The organism is Embleya hyalina, from assembly GCF_003967355.1.
Lineage (GTDB): Bacteria > Actinomycetota > Actinomycetes > Streptomycetales > Streptomycetaceae > Embleya > Embleya hyalina.
This window is the reverse complement of the sequence record NZ_BIFH01000043.1, coordinates 79,880-103,872: the sequence shown is the minus strand read 5'-3', so window position 1 is coordinate 103,872 and position 23,993 is coordinate 79,880. Positions and strand designations below refer to the sequence as shown.

The following is a 23,993-nucleotide window of genomic DNA, read 5'->3' as shown; positions in this document are numbered from 1 at the left end:
GGGCGATCGGCCGAGGGTCACCCGATGAAGGTGATCCGGTCCGCCGCCGGCGGCGCGAGCGGCGCGCTCGCCGACGAGTGGGCGGCGAAGTAGGCCAGCAGCGCGTCCAGGTCGGAAACACCGACCAGCTTGTTCGTACCGGTCTTGAAGGCGGCGAAGCCGTCGCCGCCACCGGCCAGGAACTCGTTCGCGCTGACCTTGTAGGTCGCGGCCGGGTCGATCGGCACGCCGTTCAGCTTGACGCTGCCCGGCACGATCTTCTCGGCGCCCGTCCTGGACCGATCGGTCGTGTAGGTCAGGCCCTTCGAGATCTGCAACACCTTCGGGTTGGCCGCGTTGGCGCCGGAGTACTGCTGGGCCAGCACGTCGAGTACGGCCTGACCCTTGAGGTCGAGGGTCTGCATCATGTTGGTGAACGGCTGCACCGTGAACGCCTCGGCGTAGGTGACCACACCGTTGCCCTCGGCCCCGGCGGCCGCGTATTGCAGGTCGGATCGAATGCCGCCCGGGTTCATGAAGGCGATCTGCGCGCCGCCCTTGTCGGCCGGTGCGGTCGCCTCCAGTTGCGCGTCGGCGATCACGTCGCCCAGCGGGGATTCGGGCGTGGTGGCGCCGCGGCCGCGGATGTCGCCGGCGATGTAGCCGATCGAGCGGTTCGCCACCGGGGCGGCGAGCTTTTGCCAGTCGGCGAGCAGTTGCGTCAGGTCCGGGGCCTTCGGGGTGTCCCGGCGTACGACCGTGTTCTGTGCCTTGACCGAGGTGCGCACGATGTCGCGGGTGCGCTTGTCGTAGGTCAGGTCGATCCTGGTGTACATCTTCCCGTAGGACGACGCGCTGGTGACCAGGCGCGGCTTGCCCGCCGGGTCCGGGATGTCGCACGCATACGCCTGGTGGGTGTGGCCGGTGACGACGAGGTCGATCGCCGGGTCCAGGTTCTTGGCGATGTCCACGATCGGGCCGGACAGGCCCAGGTTGCCACCCGCGTTGCAGTCGTAGTTGTACGCGTTGCTCGTCGGCAGGCCGCCCTCGTGCAGCAACACCACGATCGACTCGACGCCGAACAGCCGCAGCCACGGCACCACGGCGTTGGCGGTCTTGACCTCGTCCTTGAAGGTCAGGCCCTTGACACCCTCGGCGGTGACGATGTCCGGCGTGCCCTCCAGGGTCATGCCGATGAAGCCGACGCGCGCGCCGCCCACGTTCTTGATGCTCACCGGCGCCAGGATCGGCAGCCCGGTGCGCTCGTCGAGCACGTTCGCGGCCAGGTACTGGAAGTCGGCGCCCTCGAAGGTGCGGCCCGGCGTGTAGCAGCCGTCCTTGGGGTGGCAGCCGCCGTACTGCATGCGCTGCAGTTCCTTCTTGCCCTCGTCGAACTCGTGGTTGCCCACGGAGGTGACGTCGAGGCCGACCTTGTTCAGCGCCTCGATCGTCGGCTCGTCGTGGAACAGCCCGGAGAGCAGCGGGCTCGCGCCGATCATGTCGCCGGCCGCGATGGTCAGCGAGTTGGGGTTCTTCGCCCGCTCCGCGCGCAGTTGGGTGGCCAGGTGCTCGATGCCGCCGGCCGGGATCGAGACGGGCTTGCCGTCGGGACCGATCTCGGTGACGTTTCCGGCGGAACCCTGCGGTTCCTCCAGGTTGCCGTGCAGGTCGTTGAGCGCCAGGAATTCGAGGTCCGTCGTGCCGGAGGGGCGGCCGCGGTCGGCGCCCGGGCCGGCCGTCGCGGTGCCGCCCATGGTGAGCAGGCTCGCGGCGACCAGGCCGGTGAGGGCGAGGCGACCGCGGCGTCGTCCAATCCCGAACATGGGATCCCTTCGGAGGGCGCGCCGGTTGGTGACGCGCGTAGAAGTGGGGCCTGAAGGTGTCTCGAAGCCAGAGAGTAGGGGCAGTTCCCCGGCCCACACGAGACCTCACGCGAAACCGTTTCGTGAAACCGCTGTGAACTTTCCGAGCGTCCCAGGCAGGGGGGCATGATCAACGGCCGTTTCCCGGCCTCGGGCGCGGGGCAGCCGTACGGCGTGGCACCTAAAAGGGAGGGATGTCCGCGATGCGCGTGGAATTCGCGACCGAACCGGGTCATCCGGGCGGGCCGAACGAGGATTTCGTCGTCGCGGGACCGACGACGCTGGTGCTGCTCGACGGTGTGACGTCGAGTTCGGACAACGGCTGCAAACACGGCGTGCCCTGGTTCGTCGAGCGGTTGGGCACCGCGTTGTTCACCCACAGCGGCGGGCGGCCGGACCGCTCCCTCGCCGAGTGCCTGCACGACGCGATCGAGGACACCTCGGCGCTGCACGTGGACGGGTGCGACCTGGCCCGGCCCGACGCGCCGGCCGCGACCGCCGTGGTGGTGCGGGTGGTCGGGGACCGGCTGGAATACCTGGTGCTGTCCGATTCGACGCTGCTGATCGAGCGGGACGACGACCTCACCGTGGTCACCGACGATCGACTGGGCGTGGTCGGCGCGGCGGCGCGACGCCGGCGCAACGCCCATCCGGCGGGCAGCTCCGGCTACCTGACGGCACATCAGGAGTACGCCGATACGGTCCGGGCGACGCGCAACGTGCCCGGCGGCCACTGGGTCGCGGCGGCCGATCCGGCGGCCGCCGGCGAGGCGCTGACGGGCGGTCTGGCACTCGGCGAGGTGCGCGCGTTCGCCGCGCTCACCGACGGGGCCAGTCGACTGGTGGACCGGTTCGGGATCGGCGACTGGGACCGGCTGATGACCACGCTGCGCCACTTCGGACCGGCGGAACTGCTGGCGCGGGTACGGGCGGCGGAGGCCTCCGACGCGGACGGCGCGCGCTGGCCGCGCGGGAAGGTCTGCGACGACGCGACCGCGGTCTGGGCGCTGGTCTGACCCGGCCGATCCGGGCCCGTGCCGCCGAGCGCGTCGTACCGCACCCGTGTCCCGCCTCGTCCGCGAACCCCGGTCGGCGTCGACCCGGGGTTCGCGAACGAGGCGGACGTGCGGGCTATTTGGGTAGGACGCTCTCGATCGCGGCGATCAGGTTCGGGTCGTGCGGGTCGGTCTTGGGACGGAACCGACCGACGATGGCGCCGTCGGCGGAGAGCAGGAACTTCTCGAAGTTCCACTGCACGTCGCCCGCGCCGCCCTCGGCGTCGGAGGCCGCGGTGAGCACGTCGTAGAGCGGGTGCCGGTCGGCGCCGTTGACGTCGACCTTCTCGGTGAGCGGGAAGGTCACCCCATAGGTGGTCGAGCAGAACTCCCGGATCTCCTCCGCGCTGCCCGGCTCCTGGCCCATGAACTGGTTGCACGGCACGCCGACCACGGTGAAGCCGCGCGAGCCGAGTTCCTTCTGCAACTCCTCCAGGCCCGTGTACTGCGGGGTCAGGCCGCACTTGGACGCGACATTGACGACGAGTGCCACCTTCCCCCCGGTCACCTCGCCCAGGGTCGTGCTCTCCCCCGCCAGCGTGGCGATGGGGGTATCGAGGATGCCCATGATCGTTGTCCCTCCTGCGTGGTGCCGCCGCAGCCACCCGATCCGAGGACGTGGAGCGCTCCGCGACGGCGCGAGTAAGACGTGACGACTCGACGCTATCGAGCGCGGCCGGAAGCCGCCCGACCCGGTCGGGCCGAATCCTCGCGCCGGGAGGCGTATACCCGGGCCAGTCCCGCGCGCCAGTCGACCGCGCACGGCCCGGTGATCGCCGCCCGCTTCGTGGTGTCCTGGATCTGCCCACGCAGCGTGCCGGGCTGCTCGCGCACCACCACCTCGGCGGGCAGGCCGCTCAGCTCGGCCGTGTACGCCGCCCACTCCTGCACGCTCACCGGCTCGTCGCCGCCCCAGTTGACCACCGTCGCGGGGGTGGACGCCGCGTCCAGGAGCGCCGCCGTCTGGCTGTTGATGTCGTCCTGATGGATCGGGCTGTACATGCACGGGTCCCAGCGGGTCGTGATCGGCCGGCCGGCGAGCACCGCGTCCATGTGCATGGTCGGCAGCCCGCCGCCGGGGCCGTACGAGGCGTTCATCCGGGCGATCACCACGGGCAGGTCGAAGGCGCGGGCGCAGTAGCGGGCGACCGCCTCCTCGGCGGTCTTGGACACCGAGTAGGTCGGCGCGTGCGTGACGTTGGCGTCGCCGAGCGGGTCGCTCTCGTGGAAGACGTGCATCGGGTCCGGGTGCGGCTTGAGTACCGACGCGGTGGACATCACCAGCGCGGCCTTGGCCCGACGACAGTGCCGGAGCAGCAGGCCCGTGCCCTCCGCGTTGACCCGCAGCGCCTCGTCGTAGTCGAGTCCGGGGCCCTGGAAGGTGGCCAGGTGCAGGACGTACGTGAAGTCCTCGGGCAGCTCGTCGAACGCCCCCGAGCCCAGGTCGACGGCGCGCGTGGTCACCCCGAGGGCGTCCACCCGCGCCCGGTCCTCGGCGTTCGAGAAGCGGGCGATGCCCCACACCTCGTTGTCCCGGGCCAGGTATTCGGTCAGCGGATAGGCGATCTGGCCCGCGGGACCGGTGATCAGGATCTTCTCGCCCGACAACATGCGGCTCCTCGGAGGACTCGGGGGACACGATCCGCGCACGATCGGGTGGGTGATCGCCCGCGCGAGGTACGTCGAGGCTCGACGGTACATCTGACGTACCGTCATATCCGAGACGGAGCGGGGAGACCAGGGCCGCCGCACGTGTCCCCGGACACCCCACCGGCGCCCGCCGCACGGGGGGCGGGGGCGCCGAGAGGTGTCGAGGATGGGTCTGCGGGTGCGCCGACGGGCCTCGGCTCGCGGGCGCGCCCGGGTTCAGACCTCGATCTCCTCCTCGACACGCTTGAGGCTGTGTCGGGCCAGCGCGAGGTTGGCGCGGTCCTTCATCAGCACCAGGTAGAGGAACAGCCCCTTCCCGGCCCGACCGGACAGCGGGCGGATCAGGTGGTACTGCTTGCCGAGCGTGATCAGGATGTCCTCGATCTGGTCGCCGAGGTGCAACATCTCCATCGTGCGCATCTTCGCGCGCATCACGTCGGTATTCCCGGCGGCGGCCACGTTGAGATCGAGTTCCTTGCTGCCGCCGAGAATTCCGAGCGCCATTCCGCTGGTGTAGTCGACCAGGGCCACCCCCACGGCGCCCTCGATCGTCATTGCTTCCTTGAGGGCCGTTTCCATATTGGCCATGATTGCCTCCGGGGCGATCGGCGGTGCGGCTTTCCGGTGGACTCCGACGGGCTCGTCGCCGGACCCGGCCGGTTCCGGGTCCGGATCGCTCGGGAGCGGCCCGCCGACCGCGGTCGCCTCGATCGGTGCGATCGGTGCGATCGGTTCGACCTCGGCCGGCGCGGGGGGATCGACCTCGACTGCTTCGATGACATCCACCTCGATCGATGGGGCCCGCCCGGGATCGGATCCGGTCGGCGGGTCGGCTGATCTGCGCCGGGACGGTCTGGATCGGCGTGGGGGTGGTGCCATCTCCGCCCAACTCCTCGCGATCGGGCTCCTGGACGCGGGCGCTCGCGCGGGCGTGCCCCGGCGGCCCGCCTCGGTCCTGGCCCGCGACCCCACCCCGTCGCCCCGGCCGGGCCCGGGCGCCCCCGAGGGCGCCCGTACGCCGATATTCGCGACCTCCGTGGAATGCGCTCCTCCGCCGCTCACCTCACGCACCCCTTCCCCCCGCATACGTCCGCGTGTACTTTTCCCGTCGCCTTCGAGCGGGTCCGGGAATTCGAGTTCGACTGCTTCGGACTCGACCTCCCGGACTCGCTGAACGGCAGCGTAGGAGCGGCCCGAAGGCGGTCGTGGGCAATATTCGATTAATTGCCGGAAACCCGATCCGCCCGACGTTCGGACGCTAGAATCCCGGGCCGCTCGCCCCCCCGGGCCCACCCGCACCGCCTCGGCCCACCCGCACCGCCTCGGCCGGCACCTACCGGCTCTCGGCCCCGACTCCGCGCGATCCGGCGCCCGCGCGAGGCTGTCCTCGGATGTGACTCGCGAGTAGCGTCGGCGGCACCCGTGCGCGCCCCGAGCCCGAGGAGATGGACATGTCCGCCACCGATGCGCCCCGCCCCCAGGACGGCCCGCCGAGCGCCGAGCGGTCGGCGCCGCGACCGGTCTCGCCCACCGACCTGAGCTTCGCGCTGCCGCCCACGTTCGAGACCGTCGAACGGGAGCGCCGGCACCGCAAGGAACGACTGACGGCGGCGCTGCGACTGTTCGGCCGGTTCGGCTTCGAGGAGGGGGTGGCCGGGCACATCACCGCGCGCGACCCCGAGTTCGTCGACCACTTCTGGGTGAACCCGTTCGGGATGTCGTTCAAGCACATCACCGTGGACGACCTGATCCTGGTCAACCACGAGGGACAGGTCGTCGAGGGTCGCTTCCACGTCAACCAGGCCGCGTTCGCGATCCACTCGCAGATCCACGCGGCCCGTCCGGACGTGGTCGCCGCGGCGCACAGCCACTCCACGCACGGACGCGCGTTGTCCGCGCTCGGGATCCGGCTCGAGCCGATCACCCAGGACGTGTGTCCGTTCTACGAGGACCACGAACTCTTCGACGACTACGCGGGCGTGGTGCTCGACGCCGAGGAGGGACGGCGGATCGCCAAGACGCTGGGCTCGCACAAGGCGCTGATCCTGCGCAACCACGGTCTGCTCACCGTCGGACGGTCCGTGGACGCGGCGGCCTGGTGGTTCATCACCATGGAGCGCTCGTGCCAGGTGCAACTGTTGGCCCAGGCGGCCGGAGAACTGCGGCCGATCTCGCCGGAGAACGCGCGGCTGACCCGGGACCAGCTCGGCAACGACACGGTGGCGTGGATCAACTACAAGCCGTTGTACGACGTGATCAGCCGCTCCGAGCCGGACCTGTTCGGGGTCGACGGCCCGATGACGATCTGATCGATTTCGGTCGATCCCGCCGATCGATGATCATTTCGCCGCCGTCCGGTCGGGCCCGTTGTCCGCCGACCGGGCGCAATCTCCGCGAGATCCGCCGTGCCGGGAGTCAACCCGCCCGGTTGCGGAAAGTACAAGAACATGTACGAACGGAGCCTTCCGCAGCGGTTCGCGCGCTCGGTCCATCCCGTCGGGCCGCGCGCCCGGGTGTGGCTGCCGGCGGTCGAACATCGGGTCGGCCCGTCGGTGCTCTACCGACGGATCGGTCAGTTCGTGGTGGACGTGATCGCCTCCGCGCTGCTGCCCGGCGCGGCGATGTTCCTGTTCGTGCTGCTGCCCACACACCCCGACGGTTCGATCCGCAGCGGCCCGCTCACCGCGACGATCACCGTCGGTGTGCTCGTGGTCGCGGTGGCGATCCTGTTCTGGTACTGGGTGCTGCGTCCCGCCGAGCACGACGGACGCACGTGGGGCATGCAGTTGTTCGGGATCCGCGTGGTCGACGTGTCCGGCGGTCGGGCCGGGCGGCGCCAACTCGCGATCCGTTGGGTGCTGTTGTGCGTCGACGCGTTCGCGTTCGGCGCGATCGGATTGGTCGCGGTGCTCACCAGCGAGCGGGGCCGACGGATCGGCGACCGGGTCGCGGGCACCCTGGTGATCCGAGGGCGCGGCCCCGGACTGCGCTGAGGCCCGGGCCGCTCCCCCGGACCGGGGCGGGGGCGCCCGACCCCACGACCGCGAGCGTGCCCCGCGCCGACGGCCGTCGCGCACCGCCCCGGAATGCGGCTATTGCTCCGCCGTACCGCCCGCCTTGTGGTCTTGCGCACGGTTTGCAGATGCCACCTTGTCGCCATGTCCACTCGACCACTAGTGTCGGCTCGCCGTGGTGCTCGGGAAGCCGGTTCGATGCCGGCGCGGCCCTCGCCACTGTGATCGGGAAGTTCTCCTCCACCCCCGCGGAAACGTTGATTCGTCGCCTCGGGAAGCCACTGGGACCGCTGTCGCGGACCCGGGAAGGCGGAGACGTGAACGCACGACCCGTCAGCCAGGAGACCGGCCACGGCGATCGTCCGTCCACGAGGTGTTGGAGAGGGACCCTTCCTCATGCATATCGCCGAGGGCTATCTGCCCTGGGAACACGCCGCCGCCTGGGGCGTCGCGTCGGCCCCGTTCGTCGTCCACGGCGCCCGCGCGCTCACCCGCGAGGTGCGCGACCGGCCCGAGAACACCCTGCTGCTCGGCGCGTCCGGCGCCTTCTCGTTCGTGTTGTCCGCGCTGAAGATCCCATCCGTCACCGGCAGTTGCTCGCATCCCACCGGCACCGGCCTGGGCGCCGTCCTGTTCCGGCCGCCGATCATGGCGGTGCTCGGCACGATCACCCTGCTCTTCCAGGCGCTGTTGCTCGCCCACGGCGGGTTGACCACGCTCGGCGCGAACGTGTTCTCGATGGCGATCGTCGGCCCCTGGGCCGGCTACGGCGCGTATCGGCTCACCCGCTCGCTCCTGGACCGGCGCGGCGGCACCATGCCGCTGGACGTCGCGGTGTTCGCCGGCGCGTTCGTCGCGGACCTGAGCACCTACTGCGTCACCAGCGTGCAACTCGCCCTCGCCTTCCCCGACCCGGACAGCGGATTCCCGGGCGCGCTGGCCAAGTTCGGCGGCATCTTCTCGCTCACCCAGATCCCGCTGGCGATCAGCGAGGGCCTGCTGACCGTCCTGGTGGTGCGCCTGCTGCGCCAGTCCAGTCGCGGTGACCTGATCCGCCTCGGCGTGCTGACCGACGCGCGGCCCGTGCGCGAGGAGGAGAAGAGCAAGTGAAGCGCTCGACGAAGATCAACCTGCTGATCGTGCTGGCCGTGGTGCTGCTGGCGGCGCTGCCCGTGGTGTTCGGCATGGGCGACGACAAGGACGAGCCGTTCGCGGGCGCCGACACCCAGGCGGAGACCGCGATCACCGAGAACGACCCGGACTACAAGCCGTGGTTCAGCCCGCTGTACGAGCCGCCGTCCGGCGAGATCGAGTCCGGCCTGTTCGCGCTCCAGGCCGCGCTCGGCGCGGGTGTGGTCGGGTACATGTTCGGGGTCAAGCGCACCCGCCGAAAGCTCGCGCCCGAGGCGAGCGACACCCCCGACGAATCGGGCCCGGGCCCCGATCCGGCGACCGCGGAGGACCCGGTATCGGCGCCGGGTCGCTGACCCGTGTTGCCGATCGACGCGGCGGCGCACGCCAGTGCCTGGCGCCGCCGCCATCCGGCCGACAAGGCCGTGCTCTCCTTCGGGCTGCTCGGGTGCGCGGTGGCGCTGCCACCCTGGCCCGGCGCGGTGCTGGTCGCGGTCACCGTGCTGACCATCGCGCTCGGCTTCGCCGAGGTGCCCGCCCGACGGCTGTGGCGGGCGGCCCGCGCGCCGCTGGGATTCGCGGTGACCGGCGCGCTGACGCTGCTCGTGTCGATCCGCGCGGACGGCGTCGGCTGGGCGCCGGACGGACCGCGCCACGCGGGCGAGTTGGTGGCCCGCTCCGGTGCGGCCGGGTTGGCGATGTTGTTGTTCGCGTTCACCACGCCGCTGTCGGACGTCCTGCCCCGGCTGACCCGGGTGGGCGTGCCGGCGGCCGTGGTGGACGTGGCGGCGGTGATGTATCGGATGTTGTTCCTGCTGTACGACACCACCGCCCGGATCAACCAGGCCCAGGCCGGGCGGCTCGGGCATCGCACCCGGCGCGCCCGGTGGCGCTCGGTGGCCGGGCTCGGGTCGGCGGTGTTCGTGCACGCCTTCGCGCGGGCCCGGCGACTGGAGGAGGGGCTGGCCGGGCGCGGTTACGACGGGCGGTTGCGGGTGCTCGTGGACGAGGTGCCCGTCTCGCGCGGCTTCGTCGCCCGGTCCGTGTTCCTCGTGGCGGCGGTCGTCGTCGCCACCCTTCTCCTGGAATCGGTGATGCCGTGATTCCGCTGCGGGTACGAGAGGTCGGCTACGCCTACGAGGACGGGCCGCCGGTGCTGAGCGGATTGTCCCTGGCCGTCCCGGCGGGCCGGGCGCTGGCCCTGCTCGGGCCGAACGGCAGCGGCAAGACCACGCTGCTGCGGCTGTTGACCGGCGGCCTGGTGCCGGGTTCGGGTCGGGTGGAGCTGCACGGCACGCCGATTCGGCACGACCGCAAGGGACTCGCCGAACTGCGCCGGGTGGTGCAGTTGGTCGTGCAGGATCCCGACGACCAGCTGTTCTCCGCGTCGGTGGCCCAGGACGTCTCCTTCGGGCCGCTCAACCTCGGGCTCGGGCCGGACGAGGTGCGCTCGCGGGTGGCCGAGGCGTTGGCCGCGCTGGGCATCGCCGACCTGGCCGAGCGTCCGGTGCACCTGCTGTCCTTCGGGCAGCGCAAGCGGGTGGCGATCGCCGGCGCGATCGCCATGCGGCCGGAGGTGCTGGTCCTGGACGAGCCGACGGCGGGCCTGGATCCGGCCGGCCAGGAGGCGCTGCTCGACACGCTCGCCGAATTGCGCGCGGCCGGGACCACGGTGGTGATGGCCACCCACGACGTGGACCTGGCGCTGCGCTGGGCCGACGACGCGGCCGTGCTCGCCGACGGGCGGCTGCACACCGGGCCGGCCGAGGAACTGCTCGCGGACACCGCACTGCTCGCCGCCGCGAGCCTGCGGCCGACCTGGGCGCACGCGGTGGCCGCGGTACTGATCGCCCACGGGGTGGCCCCGCCCGGCACGCTGCCCCGAACCCCGGCCGAACTGACCGCCCTGGCACCGCCCGCGCGACCGCGTACGCACTGACCTCGGCCGGGCTCAGCGTCGGCGCAGCAGCACCACCGCACGGTCGTCGCCCACGTTGCGCCCGGCCGCCGCCACGATCCGCCGCGCCGCGTCGTGGAAGTCGTCCCGGACCAGCCGCTCCGCCTCGCCCAGGAACCGGTCGATGCCGGTGGCGATGTCCTCGCCGGGCAGTTCCACCATGCCGTCGGTGAACAACAGCAGCGCGTCGCCGTGGTCCAGTCGGCCGCGCACCCCCTCGAACGTGGCGTCGTCGAGCACGCCCAGGAGCGGGCCGACCGCCTCGACCACCCGCCAGAGGCCGGTCTCGGCGATCCAGTGCACACCCGGCGGGTGGCCCGCCGACAACAACTCGTACTCGCCCGACTCCAGGTCGAGCACCACGTGCACCGCCGTCGCGAAGCCCTCGGCCCACTCCTGGCGGAGCAGGTAGTCGTTGGCGGCCGGCAGGAATCCGTGCGGCGGCAGCGACCCGAGCAGCCCGCCGAACGCGCCGGAGAGCATCAGCGCCCGCGTCCCCGCGGCCAACCCCTTGCCGGAGACGTCGACCAGCACCACTTCGAGCACCCGCCCACCGGTCGAACTCCGGGCGGCGACCAGGAAGTCGCCGGAAAACGACTGCCCGCCGGCCGGTCGCAGCACCACCTCGGTGTGCCACTGCGACGGCAACACCGGCATCTCGCCCTGTGCCCGCAACCGGTCGCGCAGGTCGAACAACATCGACTCGCCGCGCGTCCACTGCACGCCCAGCCGGGTCCGCATCCGGGCCATCAGCAACACGATGCCGGCGACCGCCGCGACCACCAGGACGGTGCCGGCGGTGACCTCGTCGGGGTCGTGCACCCGGTCCTGCGCGACCAGCACCCCGGCGGTCGCCGCGTAGAGCAGCAGCAGGCTGGGCATGCGCAGCACCAGGCCGCCGACCAGGATCGGCAGCACCGGCGCGGTCGCCGGGAACCAGTCGGCGTTCAGGTCGGAGAGCAGCCCGCACGCGGTGACCGCGACCAGCAGAACGGCCAGCGCGAAGCGGTCGGAGGGGAACACCCGATGCCGCAACCAGGCCACGATCCGCCGGCCCCGGCGAGCCGGGGCCGCCCACCTCCCCGTCCGGCTTGCCCGGTTCACCCTGCTCGTCGGCGCGGCCACTCCGCGACACTACCGAACGGGAACCAACCGGAGGTTACGCCGACGGCTGGCAGGTGGGACACCAGAACAGATTCCGCCCGACCAACTCGGCGGTCCGCACCGGGGTTTCACAGATCAGGCAGGGCGCGTCGGTGCGCCGGTAGACGTACACCTCGCCACCGTGGTCGTCCTTGCGCGGCTCGCGACCCATCGCCTCGGGGGTGTGCTCGGGCCGCACCGTGTCGATCCGCCCCAGCCGCACGCCCTCGTGCATCAGCAGCACCAGGTCGGCCCACATCGCGTCCCAGGTGGCCCGCGCCAGCCGTTTGCCCGGCAGCTTGGGGTCCACCCCGAAGCGGAACAGCACCTCGGCGCGATAGACGTTGCCGACACCCGCGAGCACGTCCTGCTCCATCAGCAGCGCGCCGATCGGCTTCGCGCTGCGCTCGATCCGCCGCCAGGCCGCGGCCGGGTCGGCGTCGTCGCGCAGCGGATCGGGGCCGAGCCGGGCGTGCACCGCGTCCTTCTCGGCCCGCTCCAGGAGCCGGCACGCGGTCGGTCCGCGCAGATCGGCCCAGCTCGCCCCGCCGGGGACCTTCGCGGCCATCCGCAGCCGCACCTGGCCGACCGGCTCCGGCAACTTCTCGCCCTCGCCGAAGGAGAACTGTCCGTAGAGACCCAGGTGCACATGCACGAAACGCTCGCCGGCGAACTCCAGGAACAGGTGCTTCCCGTGCGCGTCGGTGTCCACCAGGCGCTCGCCGTCGAGCAGCGCGGCGCTCTCCGCGAAGCGCCCCTGGGGACTGCTCAGTCGCAGCGGCACGTCGGCGAAGCGCTCCCGGTGCTCGGCGGCGAGACGGTGAATGGTGTGGCCCTCGGGCACGCGGCCTCCAGCGCTGCGACGGATGGGGACATGGGGGGTGTGTCGCCCTCCACGCTACCGACCCGCACCGACACACGACCGCCCCCGACCGGACGGACCGATCGGGGGCGGTGAGAGGTGCGGGTCGCGGGCTACGGCAGGGCCGGCAGCTCGCCGGTGTTCTCGTACTTGGTCAGCATGGAGATCCGGCGGGTGTGCCGCTCGGCCTCGCTGTACGGCGTGTTCACGAAGACCTCGAGGAACTTGGTCGCGTCGTCGAGGGTGTGCATGCGCGCGCCCATCGAGATCACGTTCGCGTTGTTGTGCTCACGGGCCAGCGACGCGGTCTCCTCGCTCCACACCAGGGCGCAGCGCACCCCCTTGACCTTGTTCGCCGCGATCGCCTCGCCGTTGCCGGAGCCGCCGAGGACCACGCCCAGGCTGCCGGGGTCGGCCGCGACGCGCTCGCCGGCGCGCAGACAGTACACGGGGTAGTCGTAGGAGTCGGCCTGGACGGCCGGGCCGCAGTCGACGGCCTCGTGGCCGTTGGCGTCGAGCCACGCGATGAGGTGCTGCTTGAGGTCGTAGCCGGCATGGTCGGAGCCGAGGTAAACGCGCATGGGGCGCAGTCTCTCAGGCCCGGTCCCGAACGTCCCGTCAGGGCCGGTATCCACCGGGTGGCGTGTCCGGCGCACCGGTCGGCCGCGGCGGCGCGGTGGGCGGCGGCCCGGCCGGTCGGATGGTGGTCGGCGCGTCGTAGGGGGACTGGGCGCCGTAGCCGGACTGCGCGCCGTAGCCGGGGTTGGCGGAGGCGGACGGCGGGCCGTAGTCGAAGGGCGGGCCGTATCCGCCCGGCGACAGGGGCGAGGCGGGCGGCCCGTGGGTCGCCGCCGACCGGTAGGCGGCCACCGCCGCCAGGCCGACCAGCCAGCCGACGAGGACGCCGAAGTAGGCCCCGGACTGCGCGTGCGCCATGGCCCGGTCGAACCCGGGTCCCCCACGGATGGTCGGCTCGTCGTCGTAGGCGATGGCGAACACGGTCAGCCCGTACACCGCGCCGCCGATCACCAGCGAGAACCAGCCGACCACGAACGCGGTGAACCCGCCGGACCGTTCGCCCAGACCGCGCGCACCGAGCGCGAGCAGCGCGGCGACCATCAGGAGCAACAGCGCGAAGCCGACGAATCCGGCGGTGACGTAGCGGGTGGTGAAGGTGTAGCGGAACTCGTCACCCAGGTCGTCCCGGTCCACGATCCACAACGGAAAGCCGATGATGCGCAGCAGCGTCACATACCACTTGTCGTGATCACGACTGGCCTTCCACGCCTCCTTGAAGACCCACTGGTTGCCCAGGCCGGCCACGAGGAGGAAGGCCACGACGGTCCCGCCGATGGTGATGCGTTTGGTAGCCCCGGGTCTCATGACACGAGGTTAGGCGCCTTCGCACGCCCTTCGCCGCAAAAATCCGTACCCCGCCTCCCCACGAACGGGGGGACGGGGTACGGGTGATCGGGATTGCGCATCCCGTGGAGCCGGCGAGGCGTCAGCCGCGCCGGCCGACCAGCTTCCAGGCGCTGGGCAGCAGCGCCATCGCCAGCACGATCTTGACCGCGTCGCCGAAGAGGTAGTTGCGCATGCCGATCTCGTACGCCTGCGACATCGAGATGCCCAGGTCGTGCGCGAGGTAGGTGAGACCCGCCGCGTAGATCACCGCGTTGCCGAGGAGCATCGTGCCCGCGGTGCGCAGCGGGCTGCGGTCGGTCCCGCGCCGGGCCAGGAAGCCGGCCGCGGTCGCCGCGAGCACCATGCCGAACACGTAGCCCAGGGTCGGGAATCCGGTCCCGGAGGTGCCCTCCGCGAACCAGGGCATCCCGGCCGCGCCCAGGCCCAGGTAGAGCACCATCGCGGCGAGGCCGCGCCAGGCGCCGAGCGCGCTGCCGGCGAGCAGGACGGCGAAGGTCTGGCCGGTCACCGGCACCGGCGAGCCGGGCACCGGGACGGAGATCTGGGCGGCGAGGCCGACGAACGCGGACGCGCCGACGATCAGCGCGGCATCACGGACGGCCGCGCCGCGAAAGACGCGGGCCGGGACGAGGTCGGCCAGAACGGGGCGGCGCGCATCGAGAAGGGCAGTGCTCACAGCGGACTCCACACTCTTGTGTTGCGGGACCCTGTGAACTTAACCAATCGGACATCGAGCGGTCACAGTGGTGCCCGACAACGTACGGATCCGCACTTTGTCGAACACCACCGAACAACCCACCGCTACCGCAACGCCTCGGAACCACGGCGTCTCGGACGGCAGCGCCTCAGAACTGCAGCGCCTTGACCTCCAGGTACTCCTCCAGGCCGTGGCGCCCGAGTTCGCGCCCGTTGCCCGACTGCTTGTACCCGCCGAACGGCGCGATCGGGTTGAACGCGCCGCCGTTGATCTCGACCTGCCCGGTCCGCAGCCGGCGCGCGAACGCCACCGCCGCCTCCCGGGTCGGCGCCCACACCGCGCCGGACAGGCCGTACGGGGTGTCGTTGGCGATCCGCTCGGCCTCCTCCTCGGTGTCGTAGGCCATGATCGACAACACCGGCCCGAAGATCTCCTCGCGTGCGATGGTCATCTCGGGGGTCACGTCGGTGAACACGGTGGGCCGCACGTGGTAGCCGGCCTCGACCCCCTCGGGCAGTTCCGCACCGCCCGTGGCCAGCGTCGCCCCCTCCGCCAGCCCCTGGGCGATGTAGCCGCGCACCCGCTCGAACTGGGTCGCGTTGACCAGCGGGCCGAGCCGCGCCGCCGACGCCTCGGCGGCGGCGGTGGCCACCTCGACCGCGCGCGGCAGGTCGTCGCGGTGCACCAGCATCCGGGTCAGCGCGCTGCACGTCTGACCGCTGTTGCGGTACGCGCCGTCGACGCCCGCCCGGACCGCCTTGTCCAGGTCGGCGCCCGGCAGGATCACGTTGGCGGACTTGCCGCCGAGTTCGAGCGCGACCCGCTTGACCGTCGCCGACGCCAGCTCCGACACCCGGGTGCCGGCCCGGGTCGAGCCGGTGAACGAGACCATGTCCACGTCCGGGTGCGCCGCGATCGCCTCGCCCACCACCGGACCCGTGCCGGAGACCAGGTTCACCACACCCGGCGGGAAACCCGCGTCGTGCAGGATCTCGAAGAACAGGTGCGCGGCCTGCGGCGCCACCTCGCTGGCCTTGACCACCACGGTGCAGCCCGCGATCAGCGCCGGGGCGAGCTTGTTGGTGATCTGGTGCAGCGGATAGTTCCACGGCGTGATCGCGCCGACCACGCCGACCGGTTCGCGCACCACCAGCGAGGTCCCGGCCTGCTCCTCCCACGGGAACTCCTCGGCGAGCGCGATATAGCTCGCGAGCACCGTCAGCGGCAGGCCGACCTGCACCCGCGAGGCCAGCCACGCCGGCGCGCCCATGTCCGCCGTGATCACCTCGGCCATCGCGTCCGTGCGCTCCGCGAGCAGGTCCCGGGCCTTGGTCAGCAGCGCGGCCCGCTCGGCCGGGGCGGTGGCGGCCCAGCCGGGGAAGGCCCGCCGGGCCGCGGCCACGGCCAGGTCCACGTCGGCGGGTGTGCACTGCGGCACCGTCGCCACGACCCGTTCGGTGTTGGGGTCGACGACGTCGATGGTCTCGGTGGACGAGGGCGCCGTCCACACGCCGTCGATGTAGATGGTGTCGTAAGCCTTGCTCATGCCGCCGGACTCCTCGCCGTTCGCCGCTGGTGACCTCCCCCGAGCGTACGGCGACACGGATACGATCCCCAGCGTCGACCCGAGCGGCGCGCGACCGGCCCGCCCGGGCCCGCGCCGCCGACCGCGCCGGTCAGCCCGTCGGACCGTTCGAGGTCCACACCAGTTCGCCGCTGTGTCCGGTGACCGGGAACTCCCGGGCCAGGCCCACCTCGTGCAGGTGGGCGAGCGGGGTGAACGACATCCCGTACTCGTCCTTGTCCTTGTCGAAACCCCAGTCCTTGTACACCTCGACCCGGTACACCAGCCGCACGTCGGGCAACACCGGCGAGCCGGGGAGCGCGGTGGTCGTCCCGGGCAATACCTCGATCCGGCCGGTGATCCGGTACTGCAGACCGCGCATCGCCAGCCACCAGTCGGTGTCGTCCACGCGGCGGATGAGCACCCCGTGCCAGTGCGTGGTCGTCTCGAAGACGCTCTCCGCGCCCTCGCTGTCGTGCCACCGGATCGCCGCGAGCGCCCACCACTCCTCGAAGTGGGTGAGCGCCGCGCGGCGAAACGGCTTGGCCCGCAACGGTTGGGCCGGGTCGATCACGAACGGCGCGCCGCGGCCGACCAGGTAGTGCCGCAGCGAGGCGGCGCCGGTCCGCAGCCCCACCAACCGCCACAGCGGGACCATCGCGCGCAGCCCCAGGGCCAGCGCACGGTCGCGCCAACGGGGCATGCGCGACGCGTAGGGGGCGTTGCCGTTGGGCGTGCGGGGATCCGGCCGCCCGGTACGGGAGGTGTGGATCACGCTGCTCTGGCGTTCCGGAGCCGTCATTTATCCAGATTAATTAGCTTTGTCTTACTTTGTAGCCGTTTCCGGGCCGGAATCGACAGGTTTCATCCGGTCAGTCGAAACCGCCGACGGCCGGTGCGAGCCGCCGATCCCGGCCCGGCGGGATCGTCAGTCGAAGATCGGTCCCTGGTCCCGGGTGCGCTTGATCTCGAAGAAGCCGGGAGTGCCCGCGACCAGCACCACACCGTCCCACAGCCGGCCCGCGTCCTCGCCCTTGGGCGCCGGGGTCACCACCGGGCCGAAGAAGGACACGCCGTTGACGCTGATCACCGGGGTGCCGACGTCCATGCCCACCCGGTCCATGCCGTCGTGGTGCGACTTGATCAGCGCCTCGTCGTACTCGGTCGAGTCGGCCGCGTCGGCGAGATCGGTGGGCAGCCCGGCCTCGGTCAGCGCCGCCTCGATCATCTCGCGCGAGAACTCCTCGCCGCCCGGGTGCCGGCGGGTGCCGAGCGCCGTGTACAGCGGCAGCAGTACCTCGTTGCCGAACCGCTGCTCGGCGGCGATGCACACCCGCACCGGGCCCCAGCCGCGCTCCAGCATCTCCTTGTACGCCTCGGGTATGTCGTCCCGACCGCTGTTGAGCACCGACAGGCTCATCACGTGCCACTGCACGTCCACGGGGCGGATCCGCTCCACCTCGAGCATCCAGCGCGAGGTCATCCACGCCCACGGACACAGCGGGTCGAACCAGAAGTGCGCGACATCGCGGGCGGAGCCGTTGTCCTTGGTGGTCACTGCGGGGTTCCTCTCGGTCCTGTGTATCGGGTCGTGCGAGTCGCGTCCGATGCCGCCTGGTCCACGATGCGGTACGCCCGGCCGGCGACGAGCGCGGGTCGGACATACCGACGCCCGCACGGCCGGCGTCGACTGTGCAACGGGCGACCGCGGCCCGCCATTCCCGAACAACCGGGCCGACAGGCGCACCCGCGCCGTGAAAGGATCGCCGGGACCGCAGCCAACCAGGGAGTGATCCAGTGCCCGGCAGGAACCTGACCCGCGAGGAGGCCCGCGAGCGGGCCCGGATCCTGAGCGTCGAGGACTACGACGTCAGGCTCGACGTCAGCACCGACAGCACGGAGACGTTCCACTCCGAGACGGTGCTCCGTTTCGGATGCCGAGAGGCGGGTGCGGCCACGTTCGTGGACCTGCTCGCCCCGGAAGTGCACGAGGTCGTGCTCAACGGCCGGGTACTCGATCCCGCCGAGGTCTTCGACGGCACCCGCGTGCTGCTGACCGACCTCGTCGAGGGCGCCAACGAACTGCGCGTACTCGCCTCGTGCGCCTACAGCCGCACCGGCGAGGGTCTGCACCGCTTCGTCGACCCCGTCGACGATCGGATCTACCTCTACACCCAGTACGAACCGGCCGACTCGCGCCGGGTGTTCGCCAACTTCGAGCAGCCCGACCTCAAGGCCTCGTTCCGGTTCTCGATCACCGCGCCGGCCGACTGGCGGGTGGTGTCCAACTCGACCACCCCGACCCCGGAGCCGGTCCGCGAGGGGGTGGCCCGCTGGGACTTCGCCCCCACGCCGCGGATCTCCACCTACCTGACCGCGATAATCGCCGGTCCGTACCACGCGGTCTTCGACAGCTACACCGGCGACGCCGGTCTGGTGGTCCCGCTCGGCGGCTTCTGCCGCGCGTCGCTGGCCGAGTCGTTCGACCACGAGGAGATCTTCGCGGTCACCAAGCAGGGCCTGGACCTGTTCCACGACCGGTTCGACTTCCCCTACCCGTTCGGGAAGTACGACCAGCTCTTCGTACCCGAGTACAACCTCGGCGCGATGGAGAACCCGGGCGCGGTCACCTTCACCGAGGAATACGTCTTCCGCTCCAAGGTCACCGACTCCGCGTACGAGGGCCGTGCCAACGTGCTCCTGCACGAGATGGCGCACATGTGGTTCGGCGACCTGGTCACCCCGCGCTGGTGGGACGACCTGTGGCTGAAGGAGTCCTTCGCGGACTTCATGGGCGCCTACTCGCAGGGCGCGGCCACCCGCTGGACCGACGCCTGGACCAGCTTCGCCGCCCGCCGCAAGGACTGGGCGTATCGCCAGGACCAGTTGCCCACCACCCACCCCATCGTGGCGGTGATCAACGACCTGGAGGACGCCAAGCTCAACTTCGACGGGATCACCTACGCCAAGGGCGCCTCGGTGCTCAAGCAGCTGGTCGCCTACGTCGGCGAGGACGAGTTCTTCGCGGGCGCCCGGTCCTACTTCCGCACGCACGCCTGGGGCAACACCACCCTCGCCGACTTCCTCACCGCCCTGGAGGAGACCTCCGGCCGGGACCTGAAGTCCTGGTCGACGGACTGGCTGGAGACCTCCGGCGTCAATACGCTGCGGCCGGCGATCGAGACCGACGCCGCCGGGGTGATCACCTCCTTCGCCGTGCTCCAGGAGGCCTCACCGGGCTTCCCGACGCTGCGCCCGCACCGGATCGCGATCGGCCTGTACGACGGCGCCGAGCGTGTCGCCCGGGTCGAGGTGGACGTGGTCGGCACGCGCACCGAGGTACCGGCGCTGGTCGGCCGCGTCCGCACCCCGCTGATCCTGCTCAACGACGACGACCTCACCTACGCGAAGGTGCGCTTCGACCCCGAGTCGTGGCGGACCCTGCTCGACTCGCTCGGCACGATCGACTCCTCGCTGGCCCGCGCCCTGTGCTGGGGCGCGGCGTGGGACATGACCCGCGACGGCGAGCTGTCCGCCCGCGACTACCTGGACCTGGTGCTGCGGCACGCGGGTCGGGAGAGCGACGTGGGCGTGGTGCAGAAGCTGCACACCCAGGTCAAGACCGGCCTGGACCACTACACCGACCCGGCGTTCCGGGCCGAGGCGCTGCACCGGCTCGCGACCGGTGCCGCCGACCGGCTGCGGGCCGCGCCGGCCGGCGGCGACCACCAGCTGGCCTGGGCCCGCTGCCTGGCCTCGGCCTCCGGGACACCCGACGAACTCGCCTTCCTGCGCGAGCTGTTGGCCGGTGGGCAGGAGATCCCCGGACTGGCCATGGACACCGAGCTGCGCTGGGCGATGTTGCGCGCGCTGTGCGCGGGCGGCGCCGCCGACGAGCCCGAGATCGCCGCCGAACTCGAGCGCGACGGTACCGCCGCGGGCCGGCGGCACGCGATCGAATGCCGCGCCGCACGGCCCACCGCCGAGGCCAAGGCCGAGGCGTGGCACCTGGCGGTGGAGACCGACGAACTGCCCAACGCCACGCTCGGCGCGGTGATCGCCGGCTTCGCCGCCGCCGGCCAGGAGGAGCTGACCGACCCGTACGTCGACCGCTACTTCGCCGCCCTCACCCCGGTCTGGCGGGACCGCTCGATCGAGATCGCGCGGCGCATCGTGGTCGGTCTGTACCCGTCGGGCCGGATCGACCCCGACACGTTGCGCCGCACCGACGACTGGCTGGCCGCCGCCGAACCGGTGCCGGCCCTGCGCCGCCTGGTCCTGGAATGCCGCGACGACGTGGCCCGCGCCCTCCGAGCGCGCGGGCGCGACCGGCGCAACTGAAGTCCCTCCCGGACCCCGCCGCCGACCGCGGCGGGGCCCGGTCCGTCGGCCGCCCATCCCGGCGGCGCCCATCCCACAAGGAGCGCAGCGTGCCCGGTACCAACCTGACGCGTGACGAGGCCCGCGAGCGGGCCCGGATCCTCACCGTCGACTCGTACGACATCACCCTCGACCTGACCGGCACCGGGGCGACGTTCCCGTCCACGACCGTGGTGCGGTTCGGGTGTACCGAGCCAGGCGCGGCGACCTTCGTCGATCTGATCGCCCCCGAGGTGCACGAGATCACCCTCAACGGCACCGCGCTCGACGTCGACGCGGTGTTCACGGACGGTCGGATCGCGCTCGCCGACCTGGCCGAGAGCAACGAGCTGCGCGTGGTGGCGTCCTGCGCCTACATGAACACCGGCGAGGGCCTGCACCGCTTCCTCGACCCGGTCGACGGCAAGACCTACCTCTACACCCAGTTCGAGGTGGCCGACGCCCGCCGGGTGTTCGCCAACTTCGAACAGCCCGACCTCAAGGCCACGTTCGCGTTCACCATCACCGCGCCGAGCGACTGGCGGGTGGTCTCCTGCTCGCCCACCCCCGAGCCGACGGCGGGCACCGACGGCGCCTCGGTGTGGGCGTTCGAGCCGACCCCCCGGATCTCCACCTACATCACCGCGCTGGTCGCGGGCCACTATCACGCGGTCCACGACGCCTACACCGCCGCCGACGGCACCGTGGTGCCGCTCGGCGTGTACTGCCGCTCCTCGCTCGCGCCGCACCTGGACGCCGACGCCATCTTCGACGTCACCAAGCAGGGCTTCGACTACTTCCTGGGGCAGTTCGACTTCCCGTACCCGTTCGGGAAGTACGACCAGCTCTTCGTACCGGAGTACAACGCGGGCGCGATGGAGAACGCGGGCTGCGTGACGATCCTGGAGGACTACGTCTTCCGCTCCAAGGTCACCGACGCGTCCTACGAGACGCGGGCCGAGACCATCCTGCACGAGCTGGCGCACATGTGGTTCGGCGACCTGGTCACCATGCAGTGGTGGGACGACCTGTGGCTGAACGAGTCGTTCGCCACCTACGCGTCGGTACGCTGCCAGGCCGAGGTGACCCGCTGGTCGCACGCGTGGGCCACGTTCGGCAACAAGATGAAGACGTGGGCCTACCGGCAGGACCAACTGCCGTCCACCCACCCGATCTTCGCCGACATCCGGGACCTGGAGGACGTCGAGGTCAACTTCGACGGCATCACCTACGCCAAGGGCGCCTCGGTGCTCAAGCAGCTGGTCGCCTACGTCGGCAGCGAGAACTTCTTCGCCGGAGTGCGGGCCTACTTCAAGAAGCACGCGTGGGGCAACAGCCGGCTGGCCGACCTGCTCGGCGCGCTGGAGGAAACCTCCGGCCGGGACCTGAAGGCGTGGTCGCGCGAGTGGCTGGAGACCGCGGGCGTGAACACGCTGCGGCCCGAGATCTCACTCGGCCCGGACGGCGTGATCACCTCCTTCGCGGTGCTCCAAGAGGCCCCGGAGGCGTGGCCGACGCTGCGCTCGCACCGCATCGCGATCGGCTTCTACGACCGCACCGACGCGGGCCTGGTGCGCACCCACCGGCTGGAGCTGGACATCGCCGGCGCGCGCACCGAGGTCGCGGAACTGGTCGGGCGCGCCCGGCCGGACGTGGTGCTGCTCAACGACGACGACCTGACCTACACCAAGATCCGGCTCGACGAGCAGTCACTGGCCTGCGTCACCGAGGCGATCGGCGAGTTCGTCGAGCCGCTGCCGCGCGCGTTGTGCTGGGCCGCTGCGTGGGACATGACGCGCGACGCGGAGATGGCGGCGAGCGACTACCTCAAGCTGGTCCTGGCCGGCGCGGGCGGCGAGCGGGACATCAACATCGTCCAGTCGCTCCAGCGCCAGGTCACCAGCGCGTTGGAGCTGTACGTCGACCCGGCGCACCGCGAGCGCTCGCTGGCCGAACTCGCGGTCGTGGCCGAGCGGTTCCTGCGGGCGGCCGAGCCCGGCAGCGACCACCAGCTGGCCTGGACCCGCTGCCTGTCGACGGTGGCCGCGCGACCGGACCACCTGGCGATCCTGCGCGGCCTGCTCGACGGCACCGAGACGGTCGAGGGCCTGGCGATCGACGCGGACCTGCGCTGGACGCTGCTGCTGCGGCTGTCCGCGACCGGCGGGGCGAGCGAGGCCGACGTACTGGCCGAACTGGAGCGCGACTCCACCGCGGCCGGCCAACGCTACGCGGAGGCGGCCCGCGCGGCCCGCCCGACCGCCGAGGCCAAGGACGCGGCGTGGGCGGCGGTGGTCGAATCCGACGCCCTCCCGAACGCCACCCAGGCAGCGGTGATCGGCGGCTTCGTCCAGCCCGCCCAACGAGCCCTGCTCGCCACGTACACGGAGCGCTACTTCGACGCGATCGCCGACGTGTGGGCCACCCGCACCAACGAGATCGCTCAACAAATCGTCGTCGGCCTCTACCCGACCCTCCAGGTCACGGAGGACACCCTCAACCGCACAGACGCCTGGCTGGCCTCCGCAACCCACCCGGCCGGCCTCCGCCGCCTGGTCCTGGAAAGCCGCGACGGCGTAGCCCGAAGCCTCCGAGCCCAATCCCGAGACACCCACTGACCCACCACCCTCGAACCCCGGCCGGGCTGAAAACCCTCAACCACCAAACAGCCCGGCCGGCGAAGGAGACCACACACCCCGTCCGTCCCATAAGGCCAAACAGCCCGGCCGGCACTTGAGGCCAAGCAGCCCGTCCGTCCCATAAGGCCAAACACCCCGGCCGGCGCTTGAGGCCAAGCAGCCCGGCCGGCACATAAGGCCAGACAGCCCGGCCGGCGCCTGAGGCCAAACAGCCCGGCCGGCGTTTGAGGCCAAGCAGCCCGGCCGGCGCTTGAGGCCAAACAGCCCGGCCGGCGTTTGAGGCCACCGGACCGGAGGTCGGCCCACCCCGAAAGGGTCAACCCGGTGCGCACCCCACCGCACCGGCCCGGTAGCGTAACCCCCGTGGTGAACAGGAATGCACTTCGCGCCGGGGCCGTGTCGGCCGTTGTCACGCTCATGTCGCTGATCTCGGCGCCCGCCTTCGCGAACATCCGCGACGACGGCGACGAGCCGGGCGCAAGCATGGGCCTCGGCACGACGCTGGCCGTCTTCGTCGGCATCCCGATCCTGGCGTTCGTGGTCATCGCGGGCCTCGTGATGCTTCCGGACATCATCAAGAAGAAGCGCTGATCCTCCGCCGAAGCCGCCGACCGGGCCCACGCCCACTCGGCGGCTTCCGCACGTACGCGGCCCAT

22 protein-coding genes and 1 riboswitch are annotated in these 23,993 nt (G+C 71.6%); of the genes, 10 read left to right on the top strand and 12 right to left on the bottom strand.

The annotated features are described in order from the left end of the window. Window positions 1-17: 17 nt before the first annotated feature. Window positions 18-1,802 carry a bifunctional metallophosphatase/5'-nucleotidase gene (locus EMA17_RS42670; RefSeq protein WP_126642634.1) on the bottom strand — a complete coding sequence of 595 codons (1,785 nt, stop codon included), beginning with the start codon at window positions 1,800-1,802 and terminating at the stop codon, window positions 18-20. A gap of 242 nt (window positions 1,803-2,044) precedes the next feature. Here EMA17_RS42670 and EMA17_RS42665 point away from each other — a divergent pair, with 242 nt between their 5' ends. Then, a complete protein-coding gene (locus EMA17_RS42665; protein WP_126642633.1) occupies window positions 2,045-2,857 on the top strand; it encodes a protein phosphatase 2C domain-containing protein in 813 nt (270 codons plus the stop codon). A gap of 115 nt (window positions 2,858-2,972) precedes the next feature. On the opposite strand, the gene EMA17_RS42660 is transcribed toward EMA17_RS42665, so the two are convergent. The 3 genes from EMA17_RS42660 to EMA17_RS42650 all read right to left on the bottom strand — a co-directional run bounded on the left by EMA17_RS42660 (window position 2,973) and on the right by EMA17_RS42650 (window position 5,134). Beyond that, window positions 2,973-3,464 carry a glutathione peroxidase gene (locus EMA17_RS42660; RefSeq protein WP_126642632.1) on the bottom strand — a complete coding sequence of 164 codons (492 nt, stop codon included), beginning with the start codon at window positions 3,462-3,464 and terminating at the stop codon, window positions 2,973-2,975. Window positions 3,465-3,559: 95 nt separating this feature from the next. After that, on the bottom strand, window positions 3,560-4,507 hold the full coding sequence (locus EMA17_RS42655) for an NAD-dependent epimerase/dehydratase family protein (protein ID WP_126642631.1): 948 nt from the start codon (window positions 4,505-4,507) through the stop codon (window positions 3,560-3,562). 255 nt (window positions 4,508-4,762) lie between these two features. Then, complete coding sequence (locus EMA17_RS42650; protein WP_126642630.1) at window positions 4,763-5,134, bottom strand: roadblock/LC7 domain-containing protein; 372 nt, start codon at window positions 5,132-5,134, stop codon at window positions 4,763-4,765. A gap of 863 nt (window positions 5,135-5,997) precedes the next feature. Between EMA17_RS42650 and EMA17_RS42645 the strand changes: the two genes are divergently transcribed. The 6 genes from EMA17_RS42645 (at window position 5,998) to EMA17_RS42620 (ending at window position 10,630) form a co-directional block, all read left to right on the top strand. Further along, window positions 5,998-6,855 (top strand): class II aldolase/adducin family protein, encoded by an 858-nt coding sequence (locus tag EMA17_RS42645; protein ID WP_126642629.1) that lies wholly within the window; start codon window positions 5,998-6,000, stop codon window positions 6,853-6,855. Between the two features lie 138 nt (window positions 6,856-6,993). After that, on the top strand, window positions 6,994-7,539 hold the full coding sequence (locus EMA17_RS42640; protein WP_126642628.1) for an RDD family protein: 546 nt from the start codon (window positions 6,994-6,996) through the stop codon (window positions 7,537-7,539). 180 nt (window positions 7,540-7,719) lie between these two features. Then, a riboswitch (cobalamin riboswitch) is annotated at window positions 7,720-7,928 on the top strand. A gap of 28 nt (window positions 7,929-7,956) precedes the next feature. Further along, entirely contained in the window at window positions 7,957-8,670 is a 714-nt protein-coding gene (locus EMA17_RS42635; RefSeq protein ID WP_126642627.1) for an energy-coupling factor ABC transporter permease, read from the top strand. Further along, complete coding sequence (locus tag EMA17_RS42630; protein WP_126642626.1) at window positions 8,667-9,047, top strand: energy-coupling factor ABC transporter substrate-binding protein; 381 nt, start codon at window positions 8,667-8,669, stop codon at window positions 9,045-9,047. Before EMA17_RS42635 ends, EMA17_RS42630 begins: the two co-directional genes overlap by 4 nt. A 3-nt stretch (window positions 9,048-9,050) precedes the next feature. Then, window positions 9,051-9,794, top strand: coding sequence for a cobalt ECF transporter T component CbiQ (gene cbiQ / locus EMA17_RS42625; protein WP_126642625.1), 744 nt, complete (start codon window positions 9,051-9,053; stop codon window positions 9,792-9,794). After that, window positions 9,791-10,630 carry an energy-coupling factor ABC transporter ATP-binding protein gene (locus EMA17_RS42620; RefSeq protein ID WP_126642624.1) on the top strand — a complete coding sequence of 280 codons (840 nt, stop codon included), beginning with the start codon at window positions 9,791-9,793 and terminating at the stop codon, window positions 10,628-10,630. The genes cbiQ and EMA17_RS42620 overlap by 4 nt, the downstream gene beginning before the upstream one ends. 12 nt (window positions 10,631-10,642) lie before the next feature. On the opposite strand, the gene EMA17_RS42615 is transcribed toward EMA17_RS42620, so the two are convergent. The 8 genes from EMA17_RS42615 to EMA17_RS42580 form a co-directional block, all read right to left on the bottom strand. Further along, complete coding sequence (locus EMA17_RS42615; RefSeq protein WP_126642623.1) at window positions 10,643-11,692, bottom strand: PP2C family protein-serine/threonine phosphatase; 1,050 nt, start codon at window positions 11,690-11,692, stop codon at window positions 10,643-10,645. 115 nt (window positions 11,693-11,807) lie between these two features. After that, complete coding sequence (locus EMA17_RS42610; protein ID WP_126642622.1) at window positions 11,808-12,635, bottom strand: Fpg/Nei family DNA glycosylase; 828 nt, start codon at window positions 12,633-12,635, stop codon at window positions 11,808-11,810. A 131-nt stretch (window positions 12,636-12,766) separates the two neighbouring features. Beyond that, window positions 12,767-13,234, bottom strand: a complete 468-nt coding sequence (locus tag EMA17_RS42605; RefSeq protein WP_126642621.1) for a ribose-5-phosphate isomerase — start codon at window positions 13,232-13,234, stop codon at window positions 12,767-12,769. Window positions 13,235-13,271: 37 nt separating this feature from the next. Beyond that, on the bottom strand, window positions 13,272-14,036 hold the full coding sequence (locus EMA17_RS42600) for a hypothetical protein (RefSeq protein ID WP_126642620.1): 765 nt from the start codon (window positions 14,034-14,036) through the stop codon (window positions 13,272-13,274). Between the two features lie 121 nt (window positions 14,037-14,157). After that, window positions 14,158-14,754 (bottom strand): biotin transporter BioY, encoded by a 597-nt coding sequence (locus tag EMA17_RS42595; protein WP_126642619.1) that lies wholly within the window; start codon window positions 14,752-14,754, stop codon window positions 14,158-14,160. Between the two features lie 169 nt (window positions 14,755-14,923). Continuing rightward, window positions 14,924-16,321: an aldehyde dehydrogenase family protein gene (locus EMA17_RS42590; RefSeq protein ID WP_126642618.1), complete on the bottom strand. Its 1,398-nt coding sequence runs from the start codon at window positions 16,319-16,321 to the stop codon at window positions 14,924-14,926. Between the two features lie 130 nt (window positions 16,322-16,451). Further along, window positions 16,452-17,141 (bottom strand): hypothetical protein, encoded by a 690-nt coding sequence (locus EMA17_RS42585; RefSeq protein WP_126642617.1) that lies wholly within the window; start codon window positions 17,139-17,141, stop codon window positions 16,452-16,454. Window positions 17,142-17,267: 126 nt separating this feature from the next. Next, complete coding sequence (locus EMA17_RS42580; protein WP_174861521.1) at window positions 17,268-17,897, bottom strand: mycothiol-dependent nitroreductase Rv2466c family protein; 630 nt, start codon at window positions 17,895-17,897, stop codon at window positions 17,268-17,270. A gap of 239 nt (window positions 17,898-18,136) precedes the next feature. Between EMA17_RS42580 and pepN (EMA17_RS42575) the strand changes: the two genes are divergently transcribed. From pepN (EMA17_RS42575) to EMA17_RS42565, 3 genes are all read left to right on the top strand, one after another. Then, window positions 18,137-20,680, top strand: coding sequence for an aminopeptidase N (pepN, locus tag EMA17_RS42575; protein WP_126642616.1), 2,544 nt, complete (start codon window positions 18,137-18,139; stop codon window positions 20,678-20,680). 89 nt (window positions 20,681-20,769) lie between these two features. After that, a complete protein-coding gene (gene pepN, locus EMA17_RS42570; protein ID WP_126642615.1) occupies window positions 20,770-23,316 on the top strand; it encodes an aminopeptidase N in 2,547 nt (848 codons plus the stop codon). Between the two features lie 345 nt (window positions 23,317-23,661). Next, window positions 23,662-23,928 carry a hypothetical protein gene (locus tag EMA17_RS42565; RefSeq protein WP_246127257.1) on the top strand — a complete coding sequence of 89 codons (267 nt, stop codon included), beginning with the start codon at window positions 23,662-23,664 and terminating at the stop codon, window positions 23,926-23,928. The last annotated feature ends 65 nt before the right edge of the window (window positions 23,929-23,993 follow it).

Bases quoted from the DNA above. Each gene is read 5' to 3' on its own strand.
- EMA17_RS42670 (WP_126642634.1), bottom strand. From the start codon at position 1,802: ATGTTCGGGATTGGACGACGCCGCGGTCGCCTCGCCCTCACCGGCCTG.
- EMA17_RS42665 (WP_126642633.1), top strand. From the start codon at position 2,045: ATGCGCGTGGAATTCGCGACCGAACCGGGTCATCCGGGCGGGCCGAAC.
- EMA17_RS42660 (WP_126642632.1), bottom strand. From the start codon at position 3,464: ATGGGCATCCTCGATACCCCCATCGCCACGCTGGCGGGGGAGAGCACG.
- EMA17_RS42655 (WP_126642631.1), bottom strand. From the start codon at position 4,507: ATGTTGTCGGGCGAGAAGATCCTGATCACCGGTCCCGCGGGCCAGATC.
- EMA17_RS42650 (WP_126642630.1), bottom strand. From the start codon at position 5,134: ATGGCCAATATGGAAACGGCCCTCAAGGAAGCAATGACGATCGAGGGC.
- EMA17_RS42645 (WP_126642629.1), top strand. From the start codon at position 5,998: ATGTCCGCCACCGATGCGCCCCGCCCCCAGGACGGCCCGCCGAGCGCC.
- EMA17_RS42640 (WP_126642628.1), top strand. From the start codon at position 6,994: ATGTACGAACGGAGCCTTCCGCAGCGGTTCGCGCGCTCGGTCCATCCC.
- EMA17_RS42635 (WP_126642627.1), top strand. From the start codon at position 7,957: ATGCATATCGCCGAGGGCTATCTGCCCTGGGAACACGCCGCCGCCTGG.
- EMA17_RS42605 (WP_126642621.1), bottom strand. From the start codon at position 13,234: ATGCGCGTTTACCTCGGCTCCGACCATGCCGGCTACGACCTCAAGCAG.
- EMA17_RS42600 (WP_126642620.1), bottom strand. From the start codon at position 14,036: ATGAGACCCGGGGCTACCAAACGCATCACCATCGGCGGGACCGTCGTG.
- EMA17_RS42590 (WP_126642618.1), bottom strand. From the start codon at position 16,321: ATGAGCAAGGCTTACGACACCATCTACATCGACGGCGTGTGGACGGCG.
- EMA17_RS42585 (WP_126642617.1), bottom strand. From the start codon at position 17,141: ATGACGGCTCCGGAACGCCAGAGCAGCGTGATCCACACCTCCCGTACC.